Here is a 26,909-nt window from a genome sequence, read left to right as displayed (position 1 = left end):
ATGAGCCCACGGCAAAAGATCCTGATCGTCGATGATGAGCCGGATATCCGCGAACTCCTGGAAATAACCCTGGGCCGAATGAAACTCGATACCCAGAGCGCCCGCAATGTCGGTGAAGCCCGCGAGAAACTGGCACGGGACACCTTCGATCTGTGCCTGACGGATATGCGCCTGCCGGACGGCACCGGCCTCGAGCTGGTGCAGCACATCCAGCAACGTCATCCCCAGGTGCCGGTCGCCATGATTACTGCCTATGGCAGCCTCGATACCGCCATCAACGCGCTCAAGTTCGGTGCCTTCGACTTCCTGACCAAGCCGGTGGACCTGGCCCGCCTGCGAGAGCTGGTCGCCAGCGCCTTGCGGTTACCCGTGGCCGGGCAGAAACCGGCCACCATCGATGCCCGGCTGCTCGGCGACTCGCTGCCGATGCGGGCTATGCGCAAGCAGATCGACAAGCTGGCGCGCAGCCAGGCGCCGGTCTACATCAGCGGCGAATCGGGCAGCGGCAAGGAACTGGTGGCGCGGCTGATCCATGAACAGGGCCCGCGCGCCGAGCGAGCATTCGTGCCTGTCAACTGCGGAGCAATTCCCTCGGAGCTGATGGAGAGCGAATTCTTCGGCCACCGCAAAGGCAGCTTCAGCGGCGCCGTCGAGGACAAACCCGGACTGTTCCAGGCCGCCAACGGCGGCACGCTATTCCTTGACGAAGTCGCGGACCTGCCGCTGGCCATGCAGGTCAAGCTACTTAGGGCGATCCAGGAAAAAGCCGTGCGCAGCATCGGCGGGCAGCAGGAGGAAGTGGTGGATGTGCGTATTCTCTGCGCCACCCACAAGGACCTGAATGCCGAAGTCAGCGCCGAGCGCTTTCGCCAGGACCTGTATTATCGGCTGAACGTCATCGAGTTGCGCGTCCCGGCCTTGCGTGAGCGCCGGGACGATATCGAACCATTGGCGGCCAATGTGCTCAAGCGCCTGGCCTCGGGTAGCGGGCAACCGGCCGCCAGGCTGCACCCGCAGGCGCTGGACACACTCAAGGGCTATCGGTTTCCCGGCAACGTGCGGGAACTGGAGAATATGCTCGAGCGGGCCTACACCCTCTGCGAAAACGACCAGATCGAAGCCAGCGACCTGCGCCTGACGGAAGCCACAGGCAATACAGCCGAAGCCGGAGAGCCAAGCCTGGCGCAGATCGACAACCTCGAGGACTACCTGGAAAGCGTCGAACGCAAGCTGATCCTCCAGGCCCTGGAGGAAACCCGCTGGAACCGTACGGCGGCGGCCCAGCGGCTCAGCCTGTCATTCCGGTCGATGCGCTATCGCCTGAAGAAGCTGGGGCTGGATTGAGCTACCCAATCGTCCACCGGGGACAGCCCTTGTGGGAGCCGGCTTGCTGGCGATGAGGCCCTAGACCCCCATAAAGAGCTTGGGCCCGACCGTCTGGTCGCTATCGCCAGCAAGCCGGCTCCTACAGAATGCGTCCGACAGGAGCGTAAGGCGCCGGATCGATGATCGGCTCACGCCCCAGCAACAGGTCGGCAAACAGCTGGCAGGACGCCGGCGCCAGTACCAGGCCATTGCGATAGTGGCCACAATTGAGCCAAAGCCCATCGAAACCGGGCGCCTGGCCGATAAAGGGAATCCCCTCCGGCGACCCTGGCCGCAGCCCGGCCCAATGACCAACAGGCTCGACCCCGGCAAGCGCCGGTATCAACTCCTCCGCCGACGCCTTGAGGCTCTCCAGCGCCGAATCGGTTGGCGTCTTGTCGAAACCCTCATGCTCCAGGGTGCTACCGATGAGGATATGCCCATCCCGCCGAGGAATCGCATAACGACCCTTGGCCAGGATCATCGCCGGCAGGAAATCATCCGCACACTTGTAGAGGATCATCTGGCCCTTGACCGGTTCGACCGGCAACTCAAGGCCCAGGGATTTCAGCAACTCGCCACTCCAGGCGCCGGCGGCCAGGACGACCTGGTCGGCATGCACATCGCCTGACGAAGTCTGTACACCTACCACCTTCGAACCCTCGCGAACAAAGCCGGCGACCTCGCAGTATTCGTGGATCGTCACATTCGGCAACGCCAGCAGGGCCGCCTTGAGCGACTTCACCAAACGCGGGTTACGCACGTTGGCCACATCGGCCATATGGATAGCATGGGAGTAGCCATCGCCCATGACCGGCACTGCGTCGCGAACCGCCGAAATATCCACGCGGCTCAACGGTCGCTGCTCGCGCTCGGCCCAGGCCAACGCCTCGGCTTCGTCGTCGAGGTCCAGCCAGTAGAGGCCGGTAACGTGCACCTGCGGATCAACGCCGGTGCTGGTGAAGAGTCTCTCGCCCAGCTGTGGATAAAAATCCTGCGACCAGTGCGCCAGCGCCGTTACGGCCACGCTGTAGCGCCACGGATAGAGCGGCGAAACGATCCCACCACCGGCCCAGGAGGACTCCTGGCCAAGGCCGGCGCGATCGAGCAGGACCACTCGCTCGACATGCGACGCCAGGTTGAAGGCGGTCAACAGGCCGATAACTCCACCACCCACGATTACAACTTGTTGCTGCCTGCTCATCTATTGATCCAAACCTGTAGGGAGTACGCTCAGCCGCCCCCGAAGAACAATCAGCGCCCCCAACAGTCCTTTGTCGTCACACCTGAGCTGGCGCCCGGGTTGCTACGTGCACCCGTCTGGGTAATCGTGAAGCCACCACACTTGTCGCCCGTCATCATCGAACCCGCTGCTGCCGTAGCAGCCAGTGTGAAGTCCTGGGCATTCAGGGTCGGGGCAATGGTGTAGTAGCCATTACCGGCGACAACGCTGGCATTCGTGTAGAAACCGTTCTTCGAATAGTAACGCTCAAGATTCTGCGCCTGCTCCGAAAGCAGTACGGCAATCTCCGTGCGGTGGGTACGCTTCGAGTACTCGATATAACTGGGATACGCCACTGCGGCAAGGATACCGACAATGGCTACGACAATCATGAGTTCGATCAAGGTGAAGCCTTTGGCTGCCTGCTTCATACACGGTCTTCCCTATTGGATTTGTCGCCACATGATCCGTCGGCTGCCACCACCACCCTTTTCCGCCATGGAGGTGGTGCCGCCGCTGGAGTCACTGAAGATTTTAGTCTGGGCCCCCGTGCCCCCCATGATCCCGGTCAGGTTGGGGATGGCGGAAAAATTGAAGCCACTCGAACGCAGGTCACTGCTGTCGACAACACCATCGCCATTGGTATCGAGCACCGCGTAGCTGAGCATCTTCCCGGTGAACGCATCCAATTCGACCACCCTGCCGGTGCCGAAGCTGGCACAGGGATCGGTGGTATCGACAGCAGCGGTGGTGAAGACGACTCGGCCCAAGGTCGTCCGCGCCGGGTAGATCACCCGCTCACCCGTGGCGACGTTGTTGTAGATCAGGGGCAGGTACCAACCGCTCTGTGCCGGGTAGACCACCGGATTCTCACTGGTGGTGATGAACTGGATGCCATTTGAAGTGAACACTCCGGTAATCGACTGTGCCACCAGATTGCTGACCGTGATCCTCCCCGAGCCCCCATCGGCATCCCACACCCCGTAGAAGGCCTGCTGATCCTTGCTCAACTTATCTGACGTTTCATTGAATTTACCCGTACCGAAAAACACCATCTTGCCGTTGATCGGATGGTCGACCAGCAGAGGTTGTGCCGTGATGGGCTGAGTGGCGCCACCCGGCGCGGTAAACAGCGGTGAACCCGCAAAGGCCAGGCCCCAGCTGTTGATCGTGGTGGAGCTCAGGTCGAACTTCCACATGCGCCCCTTGAGGTCGCCGCCATAAGCCGCCTGGACCACGTTCTGGGCATTCACCCTCAGCTTGACCGAGGACAGGCCATTGGTGGTCTCGGTGTTGTCGACCACGATTTTTCTGATCAGCGAGCCGTCGCGGATATCGACGATGTACAGCGCGGCAACACCGGAGTTGCTGCCATAACCGTTGGCGATGAAAGCCGCCCAGCGACCATCGGGCAGGCGGGCCACCTCGGGCTTGGCGTAGGCGTAGCCGATATCGTTCAGCGGGTTGCTGGTATCCGCCGTGTCGGGAGCCCGCAGTTCCCAGAGGGCGTTATAGGTGTTGCCCAAGGTGGCGTCGAACAATTGGACCGCAAAGAATGCCTTGCCGCCGGCCCCCACCCCTCCGAGTGCCACGGTCTTCCAGGCGCTGTTGTTGAATTGCGCATCGAACACGCCGACTTGACCATCATTGAGGAATTTATGGCTGGTACCGTTGATGTAGGCCGGATCGGCAATGAGACGCAGCGATGGCAGCACGCTGCTGGGCATATAGGCATAGACCCGGGCGCCGGTGCTGGAGCTGATCACGCTCATGAACCCGTCATTGCCGTTGACCACCAGGTTGCTGTTCATCCCGCTGGCCTTGGTCGCCAGGTAGGTGCTGTAGCTGCTATCGCCCACCAGGTCGGACGCCGTCTGCTCCGTCGGCGAGGCCACCACCAAGGGTGAGTTGATGATATCGCCGAGCAATACCGTACGTGTCTTCAGCCCGGTCTTGTTGGTGCCTTTACTCCACTCCACCAGATCGTTACCGACGATGCCAGTGGGCAGTCCCAGGTTGAGTGCGGCTCGTTGTGTCGTGGAAAAGTTGTTGAATGCCAGGGCCACCACCGCATTGCTCGTGGTATTCCACGATTGATACAGCGGCGCGGTGGAGCTGGGCCTGATGGTGGTGTCGGTGGTCCAGTTCACCAGGGCGGTGTTGACCGTACCATTGGTATTGAAACCGTACGACCTGATCGTCCCGCGCCAGTCCAGCGGGTCATAGCCGGTCTGGAAATAGCTGGCGCTCGTCGAGGCGTTGCCTGAAATCGCCGAGCCGCCACCACCGGAACCGGCCTTGGAGGTAATGTCGCTGAACGCGGCGGACAGCGCAGTGCTCAACCCGGCACTGTCGATCGCCTGATAGTACTTGCCCTGCCCGTAGACAGCGGCATCGGAGAGCATCTGGTTGGCCGCGGTGAAACCCACCGTGTAGGTGCTCATGTTCTGTTTCGGGAAATCGGCGCTGTCCCAGCTCTTGCTCGCGGCATCGACTCCGGATGAGCGCATGTCGATGTCGTAGGCAAATTTGGCAATGTCGTCCAGGTACAGGCTGTCGCCTTCGTTATCCCCGCCCGTGGGGTTGTTTCCGTCGTTGTTCTTCCCATCCCAGTTGGGCAGCTTGTTGGCCCCTTGGGCCTGGGGATCATTCGACGGGAAAGTGCGGTCGTAGGTCGGCAAGCCGTCGGTGATCACCACGCCATAGTTTTTCTGGCAGCGGTACTGGATAGGGCTGGTGTAGGTAGTGGGCGAAGAATTGTAATAAGGCGCCATGCCGCGAAAGTAGCGGGTGATCTCGTAGTAGGTTTCCGCCAACGGCGTGTTGGCAATGGCGCTCAGGCCATTGATGGAGGTAATCAGCGAGTTGTAGTTGGTGTTGGCCTGGGCCTGGGTCACCGAGCCGCTGACGGGCGACAGGTCAGTGATCGAGCGGACGATATAGCCGCCAGGACCAGGATCGTTGAAGGTCGGCGAGTTGAAGGTGGAGAGGCCGATACGCAGCGAGCGGTTTTGTGTGACCAGGGTCTTGGAGACTTCCCGCGCGACATTGATGCGATAGTCATTGGGAACCAGTGTGCCCGTGGTGAAGTCGGTGTTCACCCCATTGGCCTTCCTCAGCAGGTACGCCAGGTAGGCCGTCGAATAGCGGGTATTGCCGCCCCCCACCGGATCCGGCAAGCGCAGGCAGATGGGTGCCTGGAGAAGCCCCCTGTAGAAACCATACCAGTTGCCGCTCAGCGAACATCCGCCACGATAGAGGTTGCCGACGAAGATATTGGTATCGGCAGGATCCAGCGTTTGCGCACCTAGACAAAGGAAGTCAGAACTGCAGTTCGCCACGCTCCCCCAGTTCGCATTCGGATCGAAGTCGGCTGCCCAGATGATGCTGTTCATGCTACCGGAGTCGTCGAGCAGCAGCATGACATTGGGGGCAACGGCCGCCGCGCTCAGCAAGGGAGAATCTGCGGGTGTGAAGGCATAGGCCGGGGCGCCAAGGTACAGCCCCAGCAGCGCTCCCGCTGCCACTTTCAGGCAGCGACGAACCCAACTTTCGCGAGCGCTAGTACTTGGCATAGATGCTCTCCAGAACCGTACGCGAGTTGCCCGAAATAGCGACTGCGGTCACTCGATACAACGTCGCCGAGGTGTTGCTCGGCAGGTTGACCGCGGTCATCGACGTTCCAATGTTCTGCACCCCGTAGAACCCGTTGCCCGCCGCAACCCAAATCACTCCTGAAGTCGGGTCCGTCTGCGCGGATACCACGGTCGCCGACTCCGGAGGCGGCGCACAGCGAACGGTCCCCACGCAGGCCGCGAGCGAGTAATTGCTCTGCTGGACCGCATTCTCGCCCATCCGCAAGGCCGCCTCGGCGCTCTGGAAAGACGTGTTGCGGAAGGTCACGCTGCCGGCCATCTTTTCCTGCAACGTAGCGCTTTGCATTGAAGAAATGCCGATCAGGGTCAGCAACAGGAGAAACACCAGGCTGACCAGCAAGGCCATGCCGCCCTGCTGTGCGGGGCTCTTTCGGGAGCGGTCTTGCCGTGAGAGATTCATGCACGCACCTACTGAAGCCGATTTCGCAAGGCGGCAACCGCCGTGAATGTCTGGTTCCTTACCCGATTGCCCGGATCGGAGAGGGTGATGCTCAGGCGCACGCTGCGAATGGTCGCGGGGTTGCTCGGGTTACTGTCATAAGTGGACACGGCGGTGTCGGTGGCACTGGCGGCAACCCCAAACTTCACGTCGAAAGCCGCCACATTGTTGACCAATGCTGCACCAGTCCCCGTCCCGGTACCGGCCAGCAGGAATAGCTGGTTGCCGGAATAGGTATAGGTCAACTTGCGAATGGGGAACGCCTGCTGTCCACTCGCCGGGGTCGCCGACCCGGTATAGGCCGTGGCAGAGGTACGACAGTCGGAAGTGATCGTCCAGGTTGGAACACCGCCGCCCACACCGACATCGGCTGTCACCAGGACCAGCGATTTGTTGGCATTGTTCCAAGAGATCGGGGTAATGGCATTCGTGGCAAAGAGCGCGGGATTGCTACCATCCACGATCGCCGTGGTGGTGAGGCAGCCGAACATCCCCACCATCCGTATTTCCTGGATCATCTTGCTCAGGATGAAGCGCGCATCCTCCTGCATTCCGGCGGCCACGCTCTGGCTGGCATAGGTATTTTTAGCCGAAATGAATATCTGGCTGATCCCCGCCACGATCACCAGGCCAAGGACGAGAGCGATCATCAGCTCGATCAGGCCGAAGCCCCTGGACAGTTTTTTCATGGTGTTACCACCGGATCGGTGCCCACTCGGCTGGTCAGGACGAAGGTACGGGTCGGTGCATTCGCCGTCGTTGCGTCATCGGCCCGCTTGTCGCCCCAACCGATGGTAATGGTCACCACGCGGTTGTTGACCACAATGCTGCCACTGCCATCCGTCGCGGCGAACGTGGTGATATTGTTCTTGAAGTCGTAGAGATCGGCATCCCGCGCCGCCGTGGAGCCAGCGCTTGCGGTTATGCCCTGCAAGTTGCTCACCGCATAGTTGGCGTCCGGATTCGCCCGGATACGGTCAAGCATGTCATAGGCGATGAAACTGGCCTGGCTGGTCATCATTGAACTGTCGGTGTATTTCAGCGCATTGAGCTGGATAGCCGCCGCGCCCAGCAGGCCCACGGCGAGAATCAGCAGCGACACCATCACCTCGATCAGGGTCAGACCAGCCTGCCTTCCGCTGAAAATTCGTGGCATCAGCAACTCCCCAGGACAACCCTGCCGTTGGGACAGACATTCACGGTGCGAGTCTCCGCCCCCCGGGTGTAGACAAAGGTGGCGGCAACCGAAACCCCGCCCAGGTTGTTGAAATCCAGGCTGTTGACCCCGGCGGTCACATTCAACGTCGCGCCACTGCTCATCGGCGCAATCACCTGGTAGTAATTGGTGCGGCCTGCCGCGTCATCGACCACTGACATCACCACCAGTTGGCTGGTCCAGGCGCTATTGGCCACCAGGGGACGGACACGCGTGTTGGTCCCCCGATCGATGGCTTCGAGCCGCGCATAGCTAAGCCCGCGCATCAGGTCACTGATCTCGGTATCGGCCTTGGTCTTGTCGCTGGAGCTTTTATAGGATGGCAGCGCAATCGCCGCGAGAATCGCGAAGACCGCGACAGCGATCATCAACTCGACCAGTGTAAATCCCTTGTTACCACTGTCCATTGTGTACCCCCCAAGTGCCTCGACTATAACTGGCTCTACAACCTGGAACATTCGTCGCCGGGACGTACGGTTGTTTTCTCGGGATAAACGTGAAAGCTGCCACCCCGGCCCTCTCCAAGGAGGGAGAACCCATGCATCAACGAGGCTTGAGTCTGCTGGAACTGCTGGTGGTACTGGTGGTTATCGCCGTCCTGGCAAAGCTGGCAGGGCCGTCGTTCGGCGAGTTGCTCGCGTCACAGCGCCGCCAGCTGTCCGCCGAAAACCTCGCCCAAGGCCTGCAAACAGCCCGGACCGAGGCGATCCTGCGCAGCCAGGCCGTGGTTATCCACGCCATAAACGAGGACTGGAGCCAGGGCTGGCGCATCATTCTCGACCTGAGCGGCCAAGGGCCTGGAGACAGCAGCAATCCGCTGCTGATCGAACGACAGGACAGCGCTCACGGGCCGATTGTCGGCAATCAACACGTGAGAAGTTTCGTCCGTTTTTCATCGATCGGTGCGCCGACCAACGACGGCGTAGCGGGAGGCACCCTGCACATCTGTGCCGGAAGGCAGGCACTCAGCCTGCATCGCGTGGTGCTGGCCAGGACAGGCCGGATCAGGCTGGAAAAAGGCGAGAAGCAAGAGGCGCTCTGTGGCGCCCCAGACTCAGGACAGCGTGCGAACGCGTAGTTCCTTGGGCATGGAGAAGGTGATGTTCTCCTCGCGGCCAGCCAGTTCATCGGCACCAGTCGCCCCCCAGGCCTGCAACTGTTGGATGACGCCACGGACCAGCACTTCCGGTGCCGAGGCACCAGCGGTGATACCGATTCGCTCGACGCCATCGAACCAGCTGCGCTGCATGTCCTCGGCGCCATCGATCAGATAGGCCGGCGTTGCCATGCGTTCGGCCAGCTCGCGCAGGCGATTGGAGTTGGAACTGTTCGGGCTGCCGACCACCAATACCACGTCGCACTCATCCGCCAGTTGCTTGACCGCATCCTGACGGTTCTGCGTGGCGTAGCAGATGTCGTCCTTGCGTGGCCCGCCAATCATCGGGAAACGCGAGCGCAGGGCATCGATGACGCGACTGGTGTCGTCCATCGACAGGGTGGTCTGGGTCACGAAGGCCAGTTTCTCGGGATTGCGCACCTGCAGGGCGGCGACGTCCTTCTCGTCCTCCACCAGGTAGATGGCGCCACCGTTACTGGCGTCGTACTGGCCCATGGTGCCTTCCACTTCCGGGTGTCCGGCATGACCGATCAGGATGCATTCACGACCGTCGCGACTGTAGCGCGCCACTTCGATATGCACCTTGGTCACCAGTGGGCAGGTCGCATCGAACACCTTCAGGCCACGCCCGGCAGCTTCGCTGCGCACGGCCTGGGAAACGCCGTGGGCACTGAAGATGACGATGACGTCATCCGGCACCTGGTCCAGCTCTTCGACGAAGATCGCGCCGCGGGCGCGCAGGTCTTCGACGACGAATTTGTTATGCACCACTTCGTGGCGCACATAGATCGGCGGACCGAAGACCTCAAGGGCCCGGTTGACGATTTCGATCGCCCGGTCCACACCGGCGCAGAAGCCACGGGGGTTGGCGAGTTTGATTTGCATGCTGTGCCTCGTGTCTTGCGCGCAAGGGTTGGATCATTCTGACCGCTTGCGCGGCCTGTCGCCAGCAAGCCGGCGACTACAGGGTTGGCCTCAGGACAGCGCCTTGACCTCGATGATTTCCACATCGAAGGTCAGCACCTTGCCCGCCAGCGGGTGGTTGAAGTCGACGGTCACCTGGGCGTCATCGAATTCCTTCACCACGCCAGGCAGCTCGGTATTGGCGGCATCGTTGAAGATCACCAACAGACCTTCCGACAATTCCATGTCCTGGAACTGTGAGCGTGGCATGACCTGCACATTCTGTGGGTTGGGCTGACCAAAGGCGTTTTCCACCGGGACGGTCAGGCTGCGCTTGTCGCCGGCCTTGAAGCCGAACAGGGCAGCCTCGAAACCCGGAAGAAGGTTGCCATCACCGACCTTGAAGGTCGCCGGCGCCTTGTCGAACGTGCTGTCGACCGTATCGCCGTTTTCCAGGCGCAAGGCAAAATGCAGGGTAACCTGGGTGTTCTGCCCGATACGTTGCTCAGCCGCTGCGTGTTCAGTCATGAACGGGTTCTCCGGACTTTTTGCTCTTGAACATGTCCAGCGCCAGCATCACCGCGCCAACGGTGATGGCGCTGTCGGCAAAGTTGAACGCCGGGAAGTACCAGCGGTTCTGCCAATGCACGAGGATGAAGTCGATGACATGGCCCAGCGCCATGCGATCGTAAAGGTTGCCCAGCGCACCGCCCAATACCAGCGACAGGGCGATGGCCAGCCAGGTCTCGTTGCGCCCCAGGCGCTTGAGCCAGACCACCAGCACCGCGCTGACCACCACCGCGATCAGGGCGAACAGCCAGCGCTGCCAGCCTGAGCTTTCAGCCAGGAAGCTGAAGGCCGCGCCGGTGTTGTAGGCCAGGGTCCAGCTGAAGTAATCGGGGATGATCACGATCTGCTGGTACAGCGTCAGCGAGCTTTCGAAGTGGAACTTGCTGGCCTGGTCGATGACCAGGACCAGCACGCTCAACCACAGCCAGCCCAGGCGGCCGAAACGGCCGACACTGGCATTAGGCATAGTGACGCACCTCGCCTTCGCCACTGATGTTGTCGACGCAGCGACCGCAGATTTCCGGATGCTCCGGGTTCACCCCGACATCCTCGCGGCAGTGCCAGCAACGGGCGCACTTGGCGTGGCCGGACTTGACCACCTTGAGTTTCAGGCCCGGCACCTCGGTGACCACTGCATCTACCGGAGCCAGCGCCAGCGGCGCGACCGTTGCGGTGGAGGTGATCAACACGAAGCGCAGTTCGTTGCTCAGCTTGTCCAGGTCGGCGACCAATGCGTCTTCGGCAAACAGGGTCACTTCGGCCTGCAGGTTGCCACCCACCGCTTTCGCGGCGCGCTGCACCTCCAGCTCCTTGTTGACCGCGACCTTGACCGCCATGACCCGCTCCCAGTACTCGCGACCCAGCTCGAAGCCTTCCGGCAGTTCAGTGAGGCCTTCGTACCAGGTGTTGAGCATCACCGATTCGTTACGCTCACCCGGCAGGTACTGCCACAGCTCGTCGGCGGTGAAGGCCAGGATCGGCGCGATCCAGCGTACCAGCGCTTCGGAGATGTGGAACAGCGCGGTCTGGCAGGAACGCCGAGCCTTGCTGTTGGCACCAGTGGTGTACTGGCGATCCTTGATGATGTCGAGGTAGAAACCACCCAGCTCCTGCACGCAGAAGTTGTGCACCTTGGAGTAGACGTTCCAGAAACGGTACTCGCCGTAGTGCACTTCCAGCTCGCGTTGCAGCAGCAGTGTGCGGTCAACGGCCCAGCGATCCAGGGCAAGCATTTCCTCGGCCGGAACGATATCGGTGGCCGGATTGAAGCCGGTCAGGTTGGAAAGCAGGAACCGCGCGGTGTTGCGGATACGGCGGTAGGCGTCGGCGCTGCGCTGCAGGATCTGGTCGGAAACGGCCATCTCGCCCGAGTAGTCGGTCGAGGCCACCCACAGGCGCATGATATCGGCACCCAGGGTGTCGTTGACCTTCTGCGGCGCGATCACGTTGCCCAGGGACTTGGACATCTTGCGGCCGGCCTCGTCGACGGTGAAGCCGTGGGTCAGCAGCTCGCGGTACGGCGCATGGTTGTCGATGGCGCAGCCGGTCAGCAGCGACGAGTGGAACCAGCCGCGGTGCTGGTCGGAGCCTTCCAGATAGAGGTCGGCACGCGGGCCGGTCTCGTGACCGAACGGGTGCGAACCACGCAGCACATGCCAGTGGGTGGTACCCGAGTCGAACCAGACGTCGAGGGTGTCGCTGATCTTGTCGTATTGCGCAGCCTCGTCACCCAGCAGCTCGGCGGCATCCAGCTTGAACCAGGCCTCGATACCTTCCTGCTCGACGCGCAGGGCCACCTGCTCCATCAGTTCGACGGTGCGCGGGTGCAGCTCGCCGCTTTCCTTGTTGAGGAAGAACGGGATTGGCACGCCCCAGTTGCGCTGGCGGGAGATGCACCAGTCCGGACGGTTGGCAATCATCGAGTGCAGGCGTGCCTGGCCCCAGGCCGGTACGAACTGGGTGTCCTCGATGGCCTTGAGCGAGCGCTCGCGCAGGGTATCGCCAGATACCGGCGCCTTGTCCATGCCGATGAACCACTGAGCGGTGGCACGGTAGATCAGCGGGGTCTTGTGGCGCCAGCAGTGCATGTAGCTGTGGCTGATGGTTTCGGTGTGCAGCAGCGCACCGACTTCGGTCAGTTTTTCGATGATGGCCGGGTTGGCCTTGAAGATGAACTGGCCGCCGAAGAACTCCAGGGACTCGACATACACCCCGTTGCTTTGCACCGGAGTGAGGATGTCATCGTTGACCATGCCGTAGTGCTTGCAACTCTTGAAGTCGTCCTCGCCATAGGCCGGGGCGGAGTGGACCACGCCAGTACCAGCGCCCAGCTCGACGTAATCTGCCAGATACAGCGGCGACAGACGGTCATAGAACGGGTGACGGAAATTGATCAGCTCCAGAGCCTGGCCCTTGGCGATGGCAACCACCGAGCCTTCCAGCTTGTAGCGTGCCAGGCAGGACTCGACCAGTTCCTCGGCCAGCACCAGCAGCCGGTCGCCGACATCCACCAACGCGTAGTTGAACTCCGGATGGACGTTCAACGCCTGGTTGGCCGGGATGGTCCACGGGGTGGTGGTCCAGATCACGATAGAGGTCGGCTTGCTCAACGCGGGCAGGCCGAAAGCAGCCGCCAGCTTGTCCTGGTCGGCGATCGGGAACGCGACGTCGATGGTCGAGGACTTCTTGTCCTGGTATTCGACCTCGGCTTCGGCCAGGGCCGAACCGCAATCGAAGCACCAGTTCACCGGCTTGAGGCCCTTGAACACGAAACCGCCCTTGACGATTTCAGCCAGGGCGCGAATTTCGCCGGCCTCGTTCTTGAAGTCCATGGTCTTGTAGGGGTTGGCGAAGTCGCCCAGCACGCCCAGGCGGATGAACTCGGACTTCTGCCCTTCGATCTGCTCGCTGGCATAGGCACGGCACAGTTCGCGGGTCTTGTCCGCGCCCAGGTTCTTGCCGTGGGTCACCTCGACCTTGTGTTCGATCGGCAGGCCGTGGCAGTCCCAACCCGGCACATAGGGGGCATCGAAACCGGCCAGGGTCTTGGAACGGACGATCATGTCCTTGAGAATCTTGTTCAGCGCATGACCGATGTGAATCGTGCCGTTGGCGTAGGGAGGACCGTCGTGAAGGATGAACTTCGGACGATCCTTGCCAATCTCGCGCAACTTACCGTACAGGCCAATGCTGTCCCAGCGCTGCAGAATCTGCGGTTCGCGCTGTGGCAGGCCGGCCTTCATCGGGAAGGCGGTGTCCGGGAGGTTAAGCGTGGCTTTGTAGTCGGTCATTTCAGGCTCTTTGTAAGCGGTGAACCCTGCCAATGGGCACGGGCGGCGGCGACGTCCGCATTGATCGCCGTCTTGAGCGCCTCCAGGGAGGCGAATCGCTGCTCATCGCGCAGCTTGTGGTGGAAAACCACCGTCAAACGCCGGTTATACAGATCACCGGCAAAATCCAGCAGATGCACTTCCAGGTGGGCATTGCCATCACCCGCTACCGTGGGCCGCACGCCGATATTGGCGACGCCCGGCCACGGCTGGCCGTCGATCTCGACACTGACCAGGTAGACCCCGGTCAATGGCACGCGACGGCGCTTGAGCTGTACGTTGGCCGTTGGCGTACCCAGTTGGCGCGCCAGCTTCTGGCCATGCAACACCCGCCCGGCGATCCGGAACGGCCGGCCAAGCAGGCACTCGGCCAAGGAGAAGTCAGCCGCCGCCAGGGCATTGCGAACCTGGGTGCTGCTGACACGCAGGCCATCGAGTTCGACAGTCTGCGCCGCCTCGACGGTAAAACCACTGGCCTTGCCGGCCTGCAGCAGGAAATCGAAATCACCGGCACGGTCGCAGCCGAAGCGGAAATCGTCACCGACTTCCAGGTGCTGCACGCCCAGACCGTCCACCAGGATGGTATCGACGAACTCGGTGGCGCTGAGTTTGCTCAGGCGCTGGTTGAACGCCAGGCACAGCACCCGGTCGACACCTTCGGCGGCCAGCAGTTGCAGCTTGTCGCGCAGGCGGGCCAGGCGTGCCGGGGCAGTCTCAGGGGCAAAGAATTCACGCGGTTGCGGCTCGAAAATCACCACGCAGCTGGGCACGCCCAGCTCTCGCGCACGCTCGCGCAGCCGGGCCAGGATAGCCTGGTGACCACGATGAACACCGTCAAAGTTGCCAATGGTGGCGACACAGCCCCGGTGCCGGGGACGCAGGTTGTGGAGGCCTCGAACCAGCTGCATAACGCGCTTCTTGCTCATAAAGTGGTCGATTATAACCATACCCGGCCGCGCTTAGTACCCGTCATGCGTCGACATCCGCAGCTCTGTCTACATCAATGACTTGCGATTGAAATGCCGCAGGCGCAGCCCCATCAGCAATAGCATGCCGAAGTAGGCCACTACACCGGCCACTACCAGGGCACCCAGGCGCAGGAAGCGCTCGAGCATATGCCCCTGGTCCCACGCCGGCATCACCTGCATCAACCCCAACAGCACTGCCGACATCACGCCCACGGCGACCACCAGCTTCAACAGGTACATGCCCCAGCCCGCCTGGGCGACGAACAGTTTCTGCCGGCGCAATTGCCAGAACAGCAGGCCGGCATTGAGACAGGCACCACCACTGATGGCCAGCGCCAGCCCGGCATGGGCCAGCGGACCGACCAGCGCCAGGTTGAGCAATTGAGTGACCGTCAGGGTAAAGATCGCGATCTTCACCGGCGTACGAATGTTCTGCTGGGCATAAAAGCCCGGCGCCAGCACCTTGATCATGATGATCCCCAGCAGGCCGACCGAGTAGGCAATCAGCGCCCGCTGGGTCATGGATGCATCGAAGGCACTGAACTCGCCGTACTGGAACAGCGAAACCGTCAGGGGCTCGGAAAGAATCGCCAAAGCCAGGGAGCATGGCAGCACCAGTACGAAGCACAGGCGCAGGCCCCAATCGAGTATCCGCGAGTACTCGTGACGGTCCTTGTTGGCGTAGGTCTTGGACAGGATCGGCAACAGGATAGTCCCAAGAGCTACGCCCAGTACGCCGGACGGCAGCTCCATCAGGCGGTCGGCGTAATACATCCAGGACACCGAACCGGCGACCAGGAACGAGGCGAAGATCGTATTGATGATCAGCGAAATCTGGCTGACGGACACCCCGAGGATCGCCGGCAGCATCTGCTTCATCACACGCCACACACCGCTGTCGCGCAGATTGAGGCGTGGCAGCACCAGCATGCCGATCTTCTTCAGGTGTGGCAGTTGGTAAAGCAACTGCGCCAGGCCACCGGCCAGCACTGCCCAGCCGAGCGCCATCACCGGCGGATCGAAGTACGGCGTCAGGAACAGGGCAAAGATGATCATGCTGATATTCAGCAGGGTTGGCACGAACGCCGGTACCGAGAAGCGGTTCCAGGTATTGAGGATCGCCCCGGCCAGCGAGGACAGCGAGATCAGCAATATATAAGGAAAGGTCACCCGCAGCAGGTCGGAGGTCAGCTTGAACTTTTCCGGCGTATCGGCGAACCCGGGAGCCGTCGCCCAGATGACCCAGGGCGCGGCGATCATCCCCAGCGCAGTCACCAGCGCCAGCACCAGGGTGAGCAGGCCGCTGACATAGGCAATGAAGGTACGGGTCGCCTCCTCGCCCTGCTGGCTCTTGTATTCCGCCAGGATCGGCACGAATGCCTGCGAAAAGGCGCCCTCGGCAAAGATTCGGCGCAACAGGTTGGGCAACTTGAAGGCAATGAAGAAGGCATCGGTCGCCATTCCGGCACCGAAGGCACGGGCGATAATGGTATCGCGCACGAAGCCCAGGACCCGGGAAAGCATCGTGATGGAACTGACAGCAGCCAACGACTTGAGCAGATTCATTGAAAGATTGTGTGCCTTTGGGTAAAGAACAGGCGCATTAAGCCGCCCGGCTGTGCGATACTCCGCGCCGCAACAGCGCAGAGCCAAAGTTCGCGAGTTTACAGGTCGTACGCCGGAAAGAAATATCCTGGTGTTGCGCATCTACCGCTCAGCGGAGCACATCGTTCGCCCTTGACAAGACTTCAACTCATCGGCATGATTCGCGGCCTATTTTGTTTGCTATTCCCTAAAAAGTCTTTCGAGGAGCTCGACGGTGGCCAACTCACCTTCCGCCAAAAAACGTGCTAAACAGGCTGAGAAGCGTCGCAGCCACAACGCCAGCCTGCGTTCCATGGTTCGTACCTACATCAAGAACGTAGTCAAAGCCATCGACGCAAAAGACGCTGCCAAAGCACAAGCCGCCTACGTTCTGGCAGTGCCTGTTATCGACCGCATGGCCGATAAAGGCATCATCCACAAGAACAAGGCCGCTCGTCATAAGAGCCGTCTGAATGGCCACATCAAGGCCCTGGCTGTTGCTGCCTAAGCGACAAGCCTGCTAAAAAACCGACCCAAGGGTCGGTTTTTTATTGCCTGCGATTCAACCCCAACAGGAACCGGCGGTACGCACCAGGGCGTCCGCCATCCCAGCACCCTACTGATTCGGCCACGGCAGAATCGGAATCGCCGTCACCGCATTCTGCGGGCTACCCTCGATCAGGCGGTCGCTGTAGACCAGGTACACCAGGGTGTTACGCTTCTTGTCGAGAAAGCGCACCACCTGCATGGTCTTGAACACCAGCGAAGTACGCTCCTTGAACACCTCATCACCATCCTTGAGCTCACCGGCAAAACGGATCGGCCCGACCTGACGACAAGCGATCGACGCCTCTGCACGATCTTCCGCCAAGCCCAGGCCACCTTTCAGGCCACCGGTCTTGGCCCGCGACAGATAGCAGGTCACGCCCTCGACCTTCGGATCATCGAACGCCTCGACCACGATTCGGTCATTCGGCCCGACGAACTTGAACACCGTCGACACCTGACCGATCTCCTCGGCCGACGCCAGCAACGGCAACGCCAAGAGCAATCCGAACAAACCTTTTGCCAAACCCATGGCCACTTCCCTCGATTCCATCACACCAGAATAAGATTATCGCGATGAACCAGCTCCGGTTCCGCCATGTAGCCCAACAGGCCGACAATGGCATCCGACGACTGGCCAATGATCTTCTGCGCCTCGAGCGCACTGTAGTTGGCCAGCCCACGGGCAACCTCCCGACCATCCGGCGCGACGCACACCACCATCTCGCCACGACGGAAGCTACCCTGGACCAGCTTGACCCCAACCGGCAGCAGGCTCTTGTGATCCCGCGCCAGCGCATTGACCGCGCCATCGTCGAGCACCAGAGTGCCGCGAGTCTGCAGGTGGCCGGCCAGCCACTGCTTGCGCGCCGCCAGCATGCCGCGCTCAGGCGACAGCAGCGTGCCGATGCGCTCGCCAGCCTTGAGGCGATCCAGCACCCGCTCCAGGCGACCACCGACGATGATGGTATGCGCACCCGAACGCGCCGCCAGCCGTGCCGCGCGCAGCTTGGTCTGCATGCCACCACGCCCCAGCGCACCACCAGTACCACCAGCTACCGCGTCCAGCGCCGGATCATCGGCACGAGCCTCATAAATCAACTGCGCATCCGGGTTATTGCGCGGGTCGGCATCGAACATGCCGTCGCGATCCGTCAGGATCACCAGCAGATCGGCCTCCACCAGGTTGGCCACCAACGCCGCCAGGGTGTCGTTGTCGCCAAAGCGGATCTCGTCGGTAACCACCGTATCGTTCTCGTTGATCACCGGGATGACCTTGAGCTCCACCAGCGCCCGCAAGGTGCTGCGCGCATTGAGGTAGCGCTTGCGATCCGACAGGTCATCATGGGTCAACAGGATCTGCGCGGTATGGCGATCATGCTCGGCGAAGCTCGACTCCCAGGCCTGCACCAGCCCCATCTGGCCGATCGCCGCAGCAGCCTGCAGCTCGTGCATGGCACTCGGTCGCGCAGTCCAGCCAAGCCGGCTCATGCCCGCCGCCACCGCACCGGACGACACCAGCACCAGCTCCACGCCAGCCTCGTGCAAGGCCACCATCTGCTCAACCCAGACACCCATTGCCGCGCGATCCAGGCCCTTGCCGTCCGCTGTCAGCAGTGCGCTGCCGATCTTCACGACCCAACGCTGCGCACCTGTCACCTTGCTCCGCATGATCTTCCAACCCTTGCCTGCGGGCGGCGCGACCGGGCGCCACTCACGCGATTATGTGATTTACGTATTACAGATACCAAAACGCCGCTCAAGGAGCGGCGTTCTAGTTTACCGAATGAATCAGTCGCGGACGTAAATGATTTCCGGGCCATCGTCATCATCGATGTCTTCTTCATCCCAGTCATCGTCGCCGATGTCATGGACACTCTTGACGCCACTGCGACGCAGGGCACGCTGGTCATCCAGGGCCTGCAACTGGGCCCGCGCCTCATCCTCGATCCGCTGGTCGAGCTCGCGCAGCTCGTCGGCGTAGGCAGGGTCATTGGCCAGGCGATCGAGACGATCCTCCAGGTAACGCATGATGTCACGCGTCAGGCGCTCGGTACCTTCACTGGCAATCGCCGAGATCACGTAGACCGGACCGGTCCACTGCAGGCGATCGACCACCTCCTTGACCCGCTCCTCATGCTCCTCCTCGAGGATCTGGTCGCACTTGTTCAGCACCAGCCAGCGATCACGCTCAGCCAGCGACGGACTGAAGCGCGCCAGCTCGTTGACGATGACCTGCGCAGCATCCGCGGCACTGCTTTCATCCAGCGGAGCCATGTCGACGAGGTGCAGCAGCAGACGGGTACGCGCCAGGTGCTTGAGGAAACGAATCCCCAGGCCAGCCCCTTCCGAAGCCCCCTCGATCAACCCCGGAATGTCGGCGATGACAAAGCTCTTCCAGCGATCGACACTGACCACACCCAGGTTCGGCACCAGCGTGGTGAACGGGTAATCCGCAACCTTCGGACGAGCGGCAGACACCGAACGAATGAAGGTGCTCTTGCCAGCATTCGGCAGACCCAGCAGCCCCACATCGGCCAACACCTTCATTTCCAGCTTGAGGTCACGCTGCTCACCCGGCTTGCCCGGCGTCGTCTGGCGCGGCGCACGGTTGGTACTAGACTTGAAGCGGGTGTTACCCAGGCCGTGCCAGCCACCATGAGCCACCAGCAGGCGCTGGCCATGCTTGACCAGGTCACCGATGACTTCCTGGGTAGCGGAGTCGATCACCGTGGTGCCGACCGGCACGCGCAGGTCCAGGTCATCACCCTTCTTGCCAGTGCAATCGGTGCTGCCACCGTTCGAACCGCGCTCGGCATCAAAGTGCCGGGTGTAACGGTAATCCACCAGGGTATTGAGGTTTTCGTCGGCGATCATGTAGACCGAGCCGCCATCACCACCATCACCACCGTTGGGACCGCCCTTCTCGATGAATTTCTCCCGACGGAAACTCATGCAACCGTTGCCGCCGTCGCCAGCCTTTACCCGAATCGATACTTCATCAACAAACTTCATAACACGCCTCTCGTCACCGGGACGAGCCGATGGAAATCAAGACATAAGACTCTTGCAAAGATGAGCGTAGCGCCACCTATCCACCCGCGAAACCAGCGCACGGCCCACACGAACAGCTTTGCAAGAGACTCACCCCACAAACGAAAAAGCCCCGTCGCAAGACAGGGCTTCTCCAGCATTGCCGCGATTAAGCTGCGACGACGCTCACGTAACGACGACCGAAGGCGCCTTTTACTTCGAACTTGATCACGCCTTCGACTTTAGCGAACAGGGTGTGATCTTTGCCCATGCCAACGCCATAACCGGCGTGGAACTGGGTACCGCGCTGACGCACGATGATGTTGCCCGCTTTGATAGCCTGGCCGCCATACATCTTCACGCCAAGGCGTTTGGCTTCTGAGTCGCGACCGTTACGGGTACTACCACCAGCTTTTTTGTGTGCCATGAGTTCAATTCTCCAAAAAGGGGATTAGGCCGAATTAAGCCTGAATACCGGTGATTTTGATCTCGGTGTACCACTGACGGTGGCCCATACGCTTCATGTGGTGCTTACGACGACGGAACTTGATGATGCGGACTTTATCGTGACGACCTTGGGAGATCACTTCAGCCACAACGGTGGCGCCAGCAACAACTGGAGCGCCGATGTTCACGTCATCGCCATTGGCGACCAACAGAACGCGATCAAAGGTAACGGATTCGCCAGTGGCGACTTCCAGCTTTTCGATCTTCAGGTATTCACCTGGGGCGACTTTGTACTGCTTGCCGCCGGTAACGATTACTGCGTAAGACATGGTATTTCTCCGATAATCCTGCTCACCCAGCGCTTTATAGGTAAAGGTATTGGCTGGCATGGCTGCATGGGGCTGGAACGGCCCAAGTGCAATTGCGTAAGGCAGGTGCTGCCCAGGAAGTTCAGGGTGCGCGATTGTACGCAAGCCGCCAAATCCTTGCAAGTGGATAGCGGGCGGGGAAGCGGAGTTCAGGGGGCCTGAATGAGCATTTCGAACCAGCTTTTGACGCAGGATTATCGAGCGCAGTAGCGTTCACGGTGCCAGGGGTTGCCTTGACAGGGCTTACCCCCCGCCCTAGCATGCCGCGCAACCCTTCTGGAGCGACTCTCGCTGATGCAACCCCAAGCTTTCTACCGCGCGGTGGCGGACGATTTTAGCGCCGTCGACGGCATCATCAAGAAGCAACTGACTTCCCGGGTGCCGCTGGTCTCGAAAATCGGTGACTACATCACCTCGGCCGGGGGCAAGCGCCTGCGTCCTTTATTAGTGCTGCTGAGCGGCAAGGCCCTGGGTCGCGAAGGCGACGACCTGCGCCTGCTGGCAGCAACCATCGAGTTCCTGCACACCGCGACCCTGCTGCATGACGACGTGGTCGACATGTCCGGCATGCGCCGCGGCCGCTCCACCGCCAACGCCATGTGGGGCAACGCCCCCAGCGTCCTGGTCGGTGACTTCCTCTACTCGCGCTCCTTCGAGATGATGGTCGAGCTGGGCTCGATGCCAGTGATGAAGATCCTCTCCCAGGCCACTCGCATCATTGCCGAAGGCGAAGTGCTGCAGCTGTCCAAGGTCCGCGACGCCAGCACCACCGAAGAAACCTACATGGAAGTCATCCGCGGCAAGACCGCGATGCTCTTCGAGGCCTCGACCCACAGCGCCGCCGCACTCTGCGGGGCAACCCCGGAACAGGCCGAGGCCCTGCGTACCTTTGGCGATCACCTGGGCGTAGCCTTCCAACTGGTCGACGACCTGCTGGACTACAAGGGCGACGCCGAGACCCTGGGCAAGAACGTCGGTGACGACCTGGCCGAAGGCAAGCCTACCCTGCCACTGATCTACACCATGCGCGAAGGCACGCCGGAGCAGGCCGCCCTGGTCCGCCAGGCGATCCAGAAAGGCGGGATCGAAGACCTCGAGAGCATTCGTGTGGCCGTGGAAGCTTCGGGTTCGCTGCAGTACACCGCGCAACTGGCCCGTGACTACGTCGCTCGCGCCATTGCCTGCCTGGAAGCGCTGCCGGCCAGCGAGTATCGCGATGCCCTGGTCGAGCTGAGCGAGTTCGCCGTGGCCCGTACCCACTGACAAGCCCCCCCCTTGTAGGAGCGTGGCTTGCCCGCGAATGGGGCCTTGAGGCCGCCAAAAGCTTCGCGTGCAAGCCTCGCCCCTACAGATGTCCACGCCCTTTCGCCGACAAAACCCTATACAATGTGCGCTTTTAGCCTTCCCAGAACCTGAGGAGCCCTAGTGAGCACGTTGCCACCCTGCCCTAAATGCAATTCCGAATTCACCTACGAAGACGGCGTCCAGCTGGTCTGCCCCGAGTGCGCCCATGAGTGGTCCGCCAACGGCGAAGCCGAGTCGACAGCCGACGACAACGTGAAAAAGGACTCCGTGGGCAACATCCTCCAGGACGGCGACACCATCACCGTGATCAAGGACCTCAAGGTCAAGGGCACCTCGCTAGTGGTCAAGGTCGGCACCAAGGTCAAGAATATCCGCCTGTGCGACGGCGATCACGATATCGACTGCAAGATCGACGGCATCGGCCCGATGAAACTGAAGTCGGAATTCGTCAGGAAAGCCTGAGGAACCGACTCGCTGGCGACAGCCCCCCCTGCCGCCAGCAGCCTTCACCCATCACTGCAGGCAGATCCTGCCTGGCGCTGCACGCCACCTACCCTTCCCATTCTTGACCCGAAGCAAATTTCCCCCACAAAAAAACCAGGAATCTGCCAATAGGCACTTGCTATTCTTTGAATAAGAATTATTCTCATTGAAACCCATCAAGGAGATGAGACCATGACTTATTTGATCGATGCCTGGCTGGACCGCCCACACCCTTACCTGCGCATCCTGCATCGGGAAACGGGTGAAGTCTGTGCGGTGCTGGAAGAAGAAGCGCTGCATGAGCTGCAGGACCAGGGGGACCTGGATGTCAGTGGACTGAGTTCCAGCGAACCGCTGGTGCTCAAGGAACTGGTACGCAACCTGTTCCTGTTCTGCTATGCCCGGGCCTTGCGCCCGACGGTGGACATCAACAGCAAGCTGCAGATGTGAGCGCTATACACGCCCACACCACTGCCTCTGTGGGAGCAGGCGGTCCGGTGATCCGGTTTATCCGCGAACAGGCCTGAGGCCGTCAAAGCTTCGCGGGCAAGCCCTGCTCCTACAGCTGATTACAGGACGGCAAGCAGCTCGACGTCGAATACCAGCACGCTGTGCGGCGGGATGCTGCCAACGCCCTGGGCGCCATAAGCCAGTTCGCTTGGCACGTACAGGCGCCACTTGCTGCCGGCGTTCATCAGTTGCAGCGCTTCGGTCCAACCGGCGATCACGCCACCCACCGGGAATTCGGCTGGCTGGCCGCGGTCGTAGGAGCTGTCGAACACGGAACCATCGATCAGGGTGCCGTGGTAGTGAGTACGGACGGTGTCCTCACGGGTCGGCTTGGCGCCATCGCCCTGAGTCAACACTTCGAACTGCAGGCCCGATGCCAGAGTGGTGATACCTTCACGCTTGGCGTTTTCAGCCAGGAATGCCAGGCCGGCACCCGCTGCCGCTTCAGCCTTGGCAGCCGCTTCAGCCTGCATGATTTCACGAATAACCTTGAAGCTGGCGGACAGCTCTTCCTGGCCGACACGGCTTGGCTGGCCGTTGAAGGCATCGGTCAGGCCAGCCAGGATCGCGTCCAGGCTCACGCCCGGTGGCGGGTTGTCGCGCAGCTGGTCACCCAGCTGACGGCCGATACCGTAGCTGACGCGGGTTTCGTCGGTAGACAGATTTACTTCGGACATCGTACTGCTCCGCTATGGGACTGCTCTGGAAAACACCCTGAAACACGGCATTTTCCCTCGCGCCCTGAACCAAAATGGGCAAGCAGCCTAGCACAGAAGCACCTGGCCCAGAAACGACGCCGCCCGTGCGTTTCACAACGGACGGGCGGCGCGTGCGCAACGACAGGGCCTGGGGTCAGTGCTTGGTCACCTTGTCCAGGTAGCCCATGGCAAACGCCGAGACGACGAAAGTCATGTGAATGATCACATACCACTGCAAATGCACCGGATCGACGTTCTTGGCGTCCATGAACACCCGCAGCAGGTGAATCGAGGAGATCGCCACGATGGACGCGGCCACTTTCATCTTCAACGACGTGGAGTCCATCTTGCCCAGCCAGCTGAGTTTCTCCTTGTCGTCGGCGATATCCAGCTGGGAGACGAAGTTCTCGTAGCCGGACATCATCACCATCACCAGCAACCCGCCCACCAGCGCCATGTCGATCATCGACAGCAACACCAGGATCAGCTCGGACTCGGCCATGGAAAACACGTTGGGGATAACGTGAAACACTTCCTGGAAGAACTTCAGTGCCAGTGCCAGCAACCCCAGGGACAACCCGAAGTAGATCGGCGCCAGCAGCCAGCGCGAGGCATACATCGCATTTTCGATAAACCGTTCCATGAATCTCACATATCGCCTGAAAATGGCCGCAAGTATACCAGCGCCTCAACCCGAGGGAAAAAGCCTGCAGCAAACGCCTCATTCAACAGCACGACAGCTGCGCGCGCACGATTTTCTGCTAGTGTCGGCATCAATGACATCGCGCATGCACTGTGGACAGGAAAACTGAACAATGGATTTGCGACGCCCCCTGGGTTGCCTCGGACTCTCGGTCGCTGTACTGCTGAGCGCTTGCTCACCCCAAGACAAGCCGCCGCGGGCGAGCCTGGAGGAAAGAACCGCGCAGTTCGAGAAAACCCTGGATGCCATCCAGGACCCCAAGCTCAAGGATGCCGTGGCAGACCTCGGCGGCTCGCTGTTGCTGCTCGAACGGGCGCGCGTGCGCCTGCGGGACAAGCCGATCGAGACCGAGTACGGCGACGATGCCCTGGCGCTGCTCAAGCACTACGCAAGCCCCCAGGCATTGGCTGAAACCTATATCAATGGGCTGTTCGTACTGCGCAAGAAATCCAACTCCGACTACCTGACCGACCTGCAGCCGATCTTCCCGTTCAGCTTCAACTACCCGACCGAGTTCCCCTTCCCCCACGCGCTGGAATGGCAGTCCGTGACCCTGAGCAACAAACAGGTGATCCCTTTCCAGCCGGAATGGTCGGAAACCGATCCCGGTATCCAGTTGAGCCCCTCCAGCGCCAACATGACCAATCCGGATGACCTGACGATCAGCTACCCCTACATCGAGGGGTTGGAAGTCGAGAACAGCAAGCAACCGCAACCTGTCACCCTGCACGGCAAGGTCGAGGTGATCGCCCCCCGCAAGGTCGTCACCTTCGAACTGACCGGCAAGGACCTCGGCAAGCGCCAGACCCGCGACAACATCAGCCTGACCCTGGTCTCCCTCGACAAGAACAATGCCGAGATCGAGCTGAGCAACAGCGCACCGCAGGCACCACAGCTCGGCGATACCCCGTTGAATCCGCTGATCGTCCAGGCCCGGGACAAGACCGGGCAGTTCCTCTCGCGCTCGGGCTCGATCAATGAGAACGCCGCCCAGCTCTCCTTCTACCAGAAGCAACTGGACGAAATGCTCAAGCAGAAGAGCTGGAGCGATGAGTTCGAGAAGAAGCTCGACGACGAACAGAAAACCTTCGAAGCCAGCCAGCCCAACCGCTATACCCGCGTGTATTTCAATGGCCTGGTCGACAAGCTGGAAATCAGCGTGCTCGATTTCTCCGAGGCGATCGTCAACCGCAAGGATCTCGACCTGCCGGTACATCGGTTCGACAACAATATCGGCAAGGACATCCAGCCCTTGCCCATGCCGGTGGTGGTCTACGATGACCAGGCCGCCAACTATCTCAAGGACGCCAACCTCGACGCCGAGCGGTTGAAGAAGAGCGTCAGCATCAGCCAATCGGTCGACGACGCCAGCGCCGCGCGGATCGAGTTCGACCATCCCAAGACCTTCAACGACGAACTGCTCGGCTCGTCCTTCAGCACGGGCGACAGCCCGGTCACCTTTTTCGCCGAAGACGAGCAGGGCAAGCGCGGCGAGCCGCTGGAGCTGCCGAAGGAAGCCTTCGAGGTCGACCCGATGGAAGGCTCGATCACCTACGACCTCAATCTGTTCCCGGAAACACCGGCCTACGCCATTGGTTCGATCCCGCTGTTCCTCGCCGACATCCAGAAAAACACCCTCGACACGCACCAGCTCCCCAAGGGCCTGGAACTGCGGGGCAACGCCCTGGTGGTCGACCAGAAACAGTTCCCGGCCGAAGCCTGGCGCTTTTATGCCAAGGACGACAGCGGTCACTACCTGAAGGAAATCCTCGCCAGCAGCCACAGCGAGAAAGACGGCTCGGCGCCAGCGTGGGAGGTGCATTACTTCTACGGTCAGCCGACACAACTGGAAAGCTACCAGCGTACCGACCTGCAGACCGTCGAATACGGTTTCGAAATCAAGCTCGACAAGGTCCAGAACAACGAACCGGTGCAATGAGGCTCAATGCAACTGCCGGCCACGCTCGCCATTGATCTGTCGGAGCTGGGCTTGCAGGTGCAGGCGCCAGATCTGCGGTTCCTCGGCCAACTGATAGCCGTGCAGGGTCAGGCTTTCGACGATCGAGTCGAGGATGGATTCAGCGACGAACGGTCCATGGAACGGGCCTTGGGACTTGATCGCAGAAGGCTGCTCACCCGCCATTCCAGCGGCGAACAGCAGGGTCCACATGCCGTTGTCCCCGGCGAGCGGGCGAATGACACATTCGATACGGGTAACCAGCCCCAGGCATTGACGGGTGAGACACAGGCTGCGCGACATGACGGCGACCCTCGGTAGATCCTGTCTTCAGGCCCCGGTGGAGCCTGTATCGTTCCAGTGACTACAGTGGATGTCCTTGCCCAGAGAATAGAATAAATCCAGGCCATACAAGAGCCTGGAGGACAAACGGACATCTTTTCGCAAAACGTCAAACTGCTGACTTGACCTCGCAGGGAGCGGACTGACC

At 61.0% G+C, this 26,909-nt stretch carries 28 protein-coding genes; 7 read left to right on the top strand and 21 right to left on the bottom strand.

Annotated elements, in window-relative coordinates; genetic code table 11:
* Entirely contained in the window at positions 1–1,344 is a 1,344-nt protein-coding gene (locus AC6I6U_RS08720) for a sigma-54-dependent transcriptional regulator (protein ID WP_497881564.1), read from the top strand.
* Positions 1,345–1,465: 121 nt separating this feature from the next.
* Here AC6I6U_RS08720 and thiO read toward each other — a convergent pair whose 3' ends face one another.
* From thiO to AC6I6U_RS08685, 7 genes are read right to left on the bottom strand one after another with little or no spacing between them, the layout of a single operon-like run.
* On the bottom strand, positions 1,466–2,569 hold the full coding sequence (gene thiO / locus AC6I6U_RS08715) for a glycine oxidase ThiO (protein WP_497881563.1): 1,104 nt from the start codon (positions 2,567–2,569) through the stop codon (positions 1,466–1,468).
* A gap of 50 nt (positions 2,570–2,619) precedes the next feature.
* Entirely contained in the window at positions 2,620–3,018 is a 399-nt protein-coding gene (locus AC6I6U_RS08710; RefSeq protein WP_497881562.1) for a type IV pilin protein, read from the bottom strand.
* Between the two features lie 12 nt (positions 3,019–3,030).
* Positions 3,031–6,162 (bottom strand): pilus assembly protein, encoded by a 3,132-nt coding sequence (locus AC6I6U_RS08705; RefSeq protein WP_497881561.1) that lies wholly within the window; start codon positions 6,160–6,162, stop codon positions 3,031–3,033.
* On the bottom strand, positions 6,149–6,643 hold the full coding sequence (locus tag AC6I6U_RS08700; protein WP_497881560.1) for a pilus assembly PilX family protein: 495 nt from the start codon (positions 6,641–6,643) through the stop codon (positions 6,149–6,151). The genes AC6I6U_RS08705 and AC6I6U_RS08700 overlap by 14 nt, the downstream gene beginning before the upstream one ends.
* An 8-nt stretch (positions 6,644–6,651) precedes the next feature.
* Entirely contained in the window at positions 6,652–7,371 is a 720-nt protein-coding gene (locus AC6I6U_RS08695; RefSeq protein ID WP_497881559.1) for a PilW family protein, read from the bottom strand.
* Positions 7,368–7,838 carry a type IV pilus modification protein PilV gene (gene pilV / locus AC6I6U_RS08690; RefSeq protein ID WP_497881558.1) on the bottom strand — a complete coding sequence of 157 codons (471 nt, stop codon included), beginning with the start codon at positions 7,836–7,838 and terminating at the stop codon, positions 7,368–7,370. The genes AC6I6U_RS08695 and pilV overlap by 4 nt, the downstream gene beginning before the upstream one ends.
* The gene (locus tag AC6I6U_RS08685; RefSeq protein ID WP_497881557.1) at positions 7,838–8,305 is read right to left on the bottom strand and encodes a GspH/FimT family pseudopilin; all 468 of its coding nucleotides are present in this window, start codon (positions 8,303–8,305) and stop codon (positions 7,838–7,840) included. Before AC6I6U_RS08685 ends, pilV begins: the two co-directional genes overlap by 1 nt.
* A 131-nt stretch (positions 8,306–8,436) precedes the next feature.
* Here AC6I6U_RS08685 and AC6I6U_RS08680 point away from each other — a divergent pair, with 131 nt between their 5' ends.
* A complete protein-coding gene (locus tag AC6I6U_RS08680; protein WP_497881556.1) occupies positions 8,437–8,976 on the top strand; it encodes a GspH/FimT family protein in 540 nt (179 codons plus the stop codon).
* On the opposite strand, the gene ispH is transcribed toward AC6I6U_RS08680, so the two are convergent.
* From ispH to murJ, 6 genes are all read right to left on the bottom strand, one after another.
* Positions 8,953–9,900 (bottom strand): 4-hydroxy-3-methylbut-2-enyl diphosphate reductase, encoded by a 948-nt coding sequence (gene ispH / locus AC6I6U_RS08675; protein WP_497881555.1) that lies wholly within the window; start codon positions 9,898–9,900, stop codon positions 8,953–8,955. The two genes, AC6I6U_RS08680 and ispH, sit on opposite strands and share 24 nt — an antisense overlap.
* Before the next feature lie 90 nt (positions 9,901–9,990).
* The gene (gene fkpB / locus AC6I6U_RS08670) at positions 9,991–10,446 is read right to left on the bottom strand and encodes an FKBP-type peptidyl-prolyl cis-trans isomerase (RefSeq protein ID WP_497881554.1); all 456 of its coding nucleotides are present in this window, start codon (positions 10,444–10,446) and stop codon (positions 9,991–9,993) included.
* Positions 10,439–10,954 carry a signal peptidase II gene (lspA, locus tag AC6I6U_RS08665; RefSeq protein ID WP_497881553.1) on the bottom strand — a complete coding sequence of 172 codons (516 nt, stop codon included), beginning with the start codon at positions 10,952–10,954 and terminating at the stop codon, positions 10,439–10,441. The genes fkpB and lspA overlap by 8 nt, the downstream gene beginning before the upstream one ends.
* On the bottom strand, positions 10,947–13,778 hold the full coding sequence (ileS, locus tag AC6I6U_RS08660) for an isoleucine--tRNA ligase (RefSeq protein WP_497881552.1): 2,832 nt from the start codon (positions 13,776–13,778) through the stop codon (positions 10,947–10,949). Before ileS ends, lspA begins: the two co-directional genes overlap by 8 nt.
* A complete protein-coding gene (ribF, locus tag AC6I6U_RS08655) occupies positions 13,775–14,725 on the bottom strand; it encodes a bifunctional riboflavin kinase/FAD synthetase (protein WP_497881551.1) in 951 nt (316 codons plus the stop codon). Before ribF ends, ileS begins: the two co-directional genes overlap by 4 nt.
* Before the next feature lie 87 nt (positions 14,726–14,812).
* The gene (murJ, locus tag AC6I6U_RS08650; protein ID WP_497881550.1) at positions 14,813–16,351 is read right to left on the bottom strand and encodes a murein biosynthesis integral membrane protein MurJ; all 1,539 of its coding nucleotides are present in this window, start codon (positions 16,349–16,351) and stop codon (positions 14,813–14,815) included.
* Positions 16,352–16,604: 253 nt separating this feature from the next.
* On the opposite strand from murJ, the gene rpsT reads away from it, so the two are divergent.
* Positions 16,605–16,877, top strand: coding sequence for a 30S ribosomal protein S20 (gene rpsT / locus AC6I6U_RS08645; protein WP_010451812.1), 273 nt, complete (start codon positions 16,605–16,607; stop codon positions 16,875–16,877).
* A gap of 108 nt (positions 16,878–16,985) precedes the next feature.
* Here the strand turns inward: rpsT and AC6I6U_RS08640 are convergent, their stop codons facing one another.
* The 5 genes from AC6I6U_RS08640 to rplU form a co-directional block, all read right to left on the bottom strand.
* Positions 16,986–17,447 (bottom strand): CreA family protein, encoded by a 462-nt coding sequence (locus AC6I6U_RS08640; protein ID WP_497881549.1) that lies wholly within the window; start codon positions 17,445–17,447, stop codon positions 16,986–16,988.
* A 20-nt stretch (positions 17,448–17,467) separates the two neighbouring features.
* On the bottom strand, positions 17,468–18,586 hold the full coding sequence (gene proB, locus AC6I6U_RS08635) for a glutamate 5-kinase (RefSeq protein WP_497881548.1): 1,119 nt from the start codon (positions 18,584–18,586) through the stop codon (positions 17,468–17,470).
* 120 nt (positions 18,587–18,706) lie between these two features.
* A complete protein-coding gene (gene cgtA / locus AC6I6U_RS08630) occupies positions 18,707–19,930 on the bottom strand; it encodes an Obg family GTPase CgtA (RefSeq protein WP_497881547.1) in 1,224 nt (407 codons plus the stop codon).
* A gap of 187 nt (positions 19,931–20,117) precedes the next feature.
* On the bottom strand, positions 20,118–20,375 hold the full coding sequence (gene rpmA, locus AC6I6U_RS08625) for a 50S ribosomal protein L27 (RefSeq protein WP_003281574.1): 258 nt from the start codon (positions 20,373–20,375) through the stop codon (positions 20,118–20,120).
* Positions 20,376–20,409: 34 nt separating this feature from the next.
* On the bottom strand, positions 20,410–20,724 hold the full coding sequence (gene rplU / locus AC6I6U_RS08620; RefSeq protein WP_007950961.1) for a 50S ribosomal protein L21: 315 nt from the start codon (positions 20,722–20,724) through the stop codon (positions 20,410–20,412).
* Positions 20,725–21,057: 333 nt separating this feature from the next.
* Here rplU and AC6I6U_RS08615 point away from each other — a divergent pair, with 333 nt between their 5' ends.
* The 3 genes from AC6I6U_RS08615 (at position 21,058) to AC6I6U_RS08605 (ending at position 23,001) form a co-directional block, all read left to right on the top strand.
* On the top strand, positions 21,058–22,026 hold the full coding sequence (locus tag AC6I6U_RS08615; RefSeq protein WP_497881546.1) for a polyprenyl synthetase family protein: 969 nt from the start codon (positions 21,058–21,060) through the stop codon (positions 22,024–22,026).
* 162 nt (positions 22,027–22,188) lie between these two features.
* Positions 22,189–22,530 carry a zinc ribbon domain-containing protein YjdM gene (locus AC6I6U_RS08610; RefSeq protein ID WP_497881545.1) on the top strand — a complete coding sequence of 114 codons (342 nt, stop codon included), beginning with the start codon at positions 22,189–22,191 and terminating at the stop codon, positions 22,528–22,530.
* A gap of 213 nt (positions 22,531–22,743) precedes the next feature.
* Positions 22,744–23,001 carry a PA4570 family protein gene (locus tag AC6I6U_RS08605; RefSeq protein WP_497881544.1) on the top strand — a complete coding sequence of 86 codons (258 nt, stop codon included), beginning with the start codon at positions 22,744–22,746 and terminating at the stop codon, positions 22,999–23,001.
* A gap of 119 nt (positions 23,002–23,120) precedes the next feature.
* Here the strand turns inward: AC6I6U_RS08605 and bamJ are convergent, their stop codons facing one another.
* Together bamJ and AC6I6U_RS08595 are read right to left on the bottom strand one after the other, a co-directional pair.
* Positions 23,121–23,738: a BamJ family beta-barrel-assembly machinery protein gene (bamJ, locus tag AC6I6U_RS08600; protein ID WP_497881543.1), complete on the bottom strand. Its 618-nt coding sequence runs from the start codon at positions 23,736–23,738 to the stop codon at positions 23,121–23,123.
* A 175-nt stretch (positions 23,739–23,913) separates the two neighbouring features.
* On the bottom strand, positions 23,914–24,402 hold the full coding sequence (locus AC6I6U_RS08595; RefSeq protein ID WP_010451783.1) for a TIGR00645 family protein: 489 nt from the start codon (positions 24,400–24,402) through the stop codon (positions 23,914–23,916).
* Between the two features lie 172 nt (positions 24,403–24,574).
* Here AC6I6U_RS08595 and AC6I6U_RS08590 point away from each other — a divergent pair, with 172 nt between their 5' ends.
* Positions 24,575–26,401, top strand: coding sequence for a hypothetical protein (locus AC6I6U_RS08590; protein ID WP_497881542.1), 1,827 nt, complete (start codon positions 24,575–24,577; stop codon positions 26,399–26,401).
* A gap of 3 nt (positions 26,402–26,404) precedes the next feature.
* On the opposite strand, the gene AC6I6U_RS08585 is transcribed toward AC6I6U_RS08590, so the two are convergent.
* Positions 26,405–26,722 carry a PA4575 family protein gene (locus tag AC6I6U_RS08585; protein ID WP_017905387.1) on the bottom strand — a complete coding sequence of 106 codons (318 nt, stop codon included), beginning with the start codon at positions 26,720–26,722 and terminating at the stop codon, positions 26,405–26,407.
* Between the last annotated feature and the right edge of the window lie 187 nt (positions 26,723–26,909).

It is taken from the genome of Pseudomonas sp. UTLPPB19802, from assembly GCF_059730225.1.
Note: the sequence above shows the minus strand (reverse complement) of the source record. Positions and strands in the feature narration are given on the sequence as shown.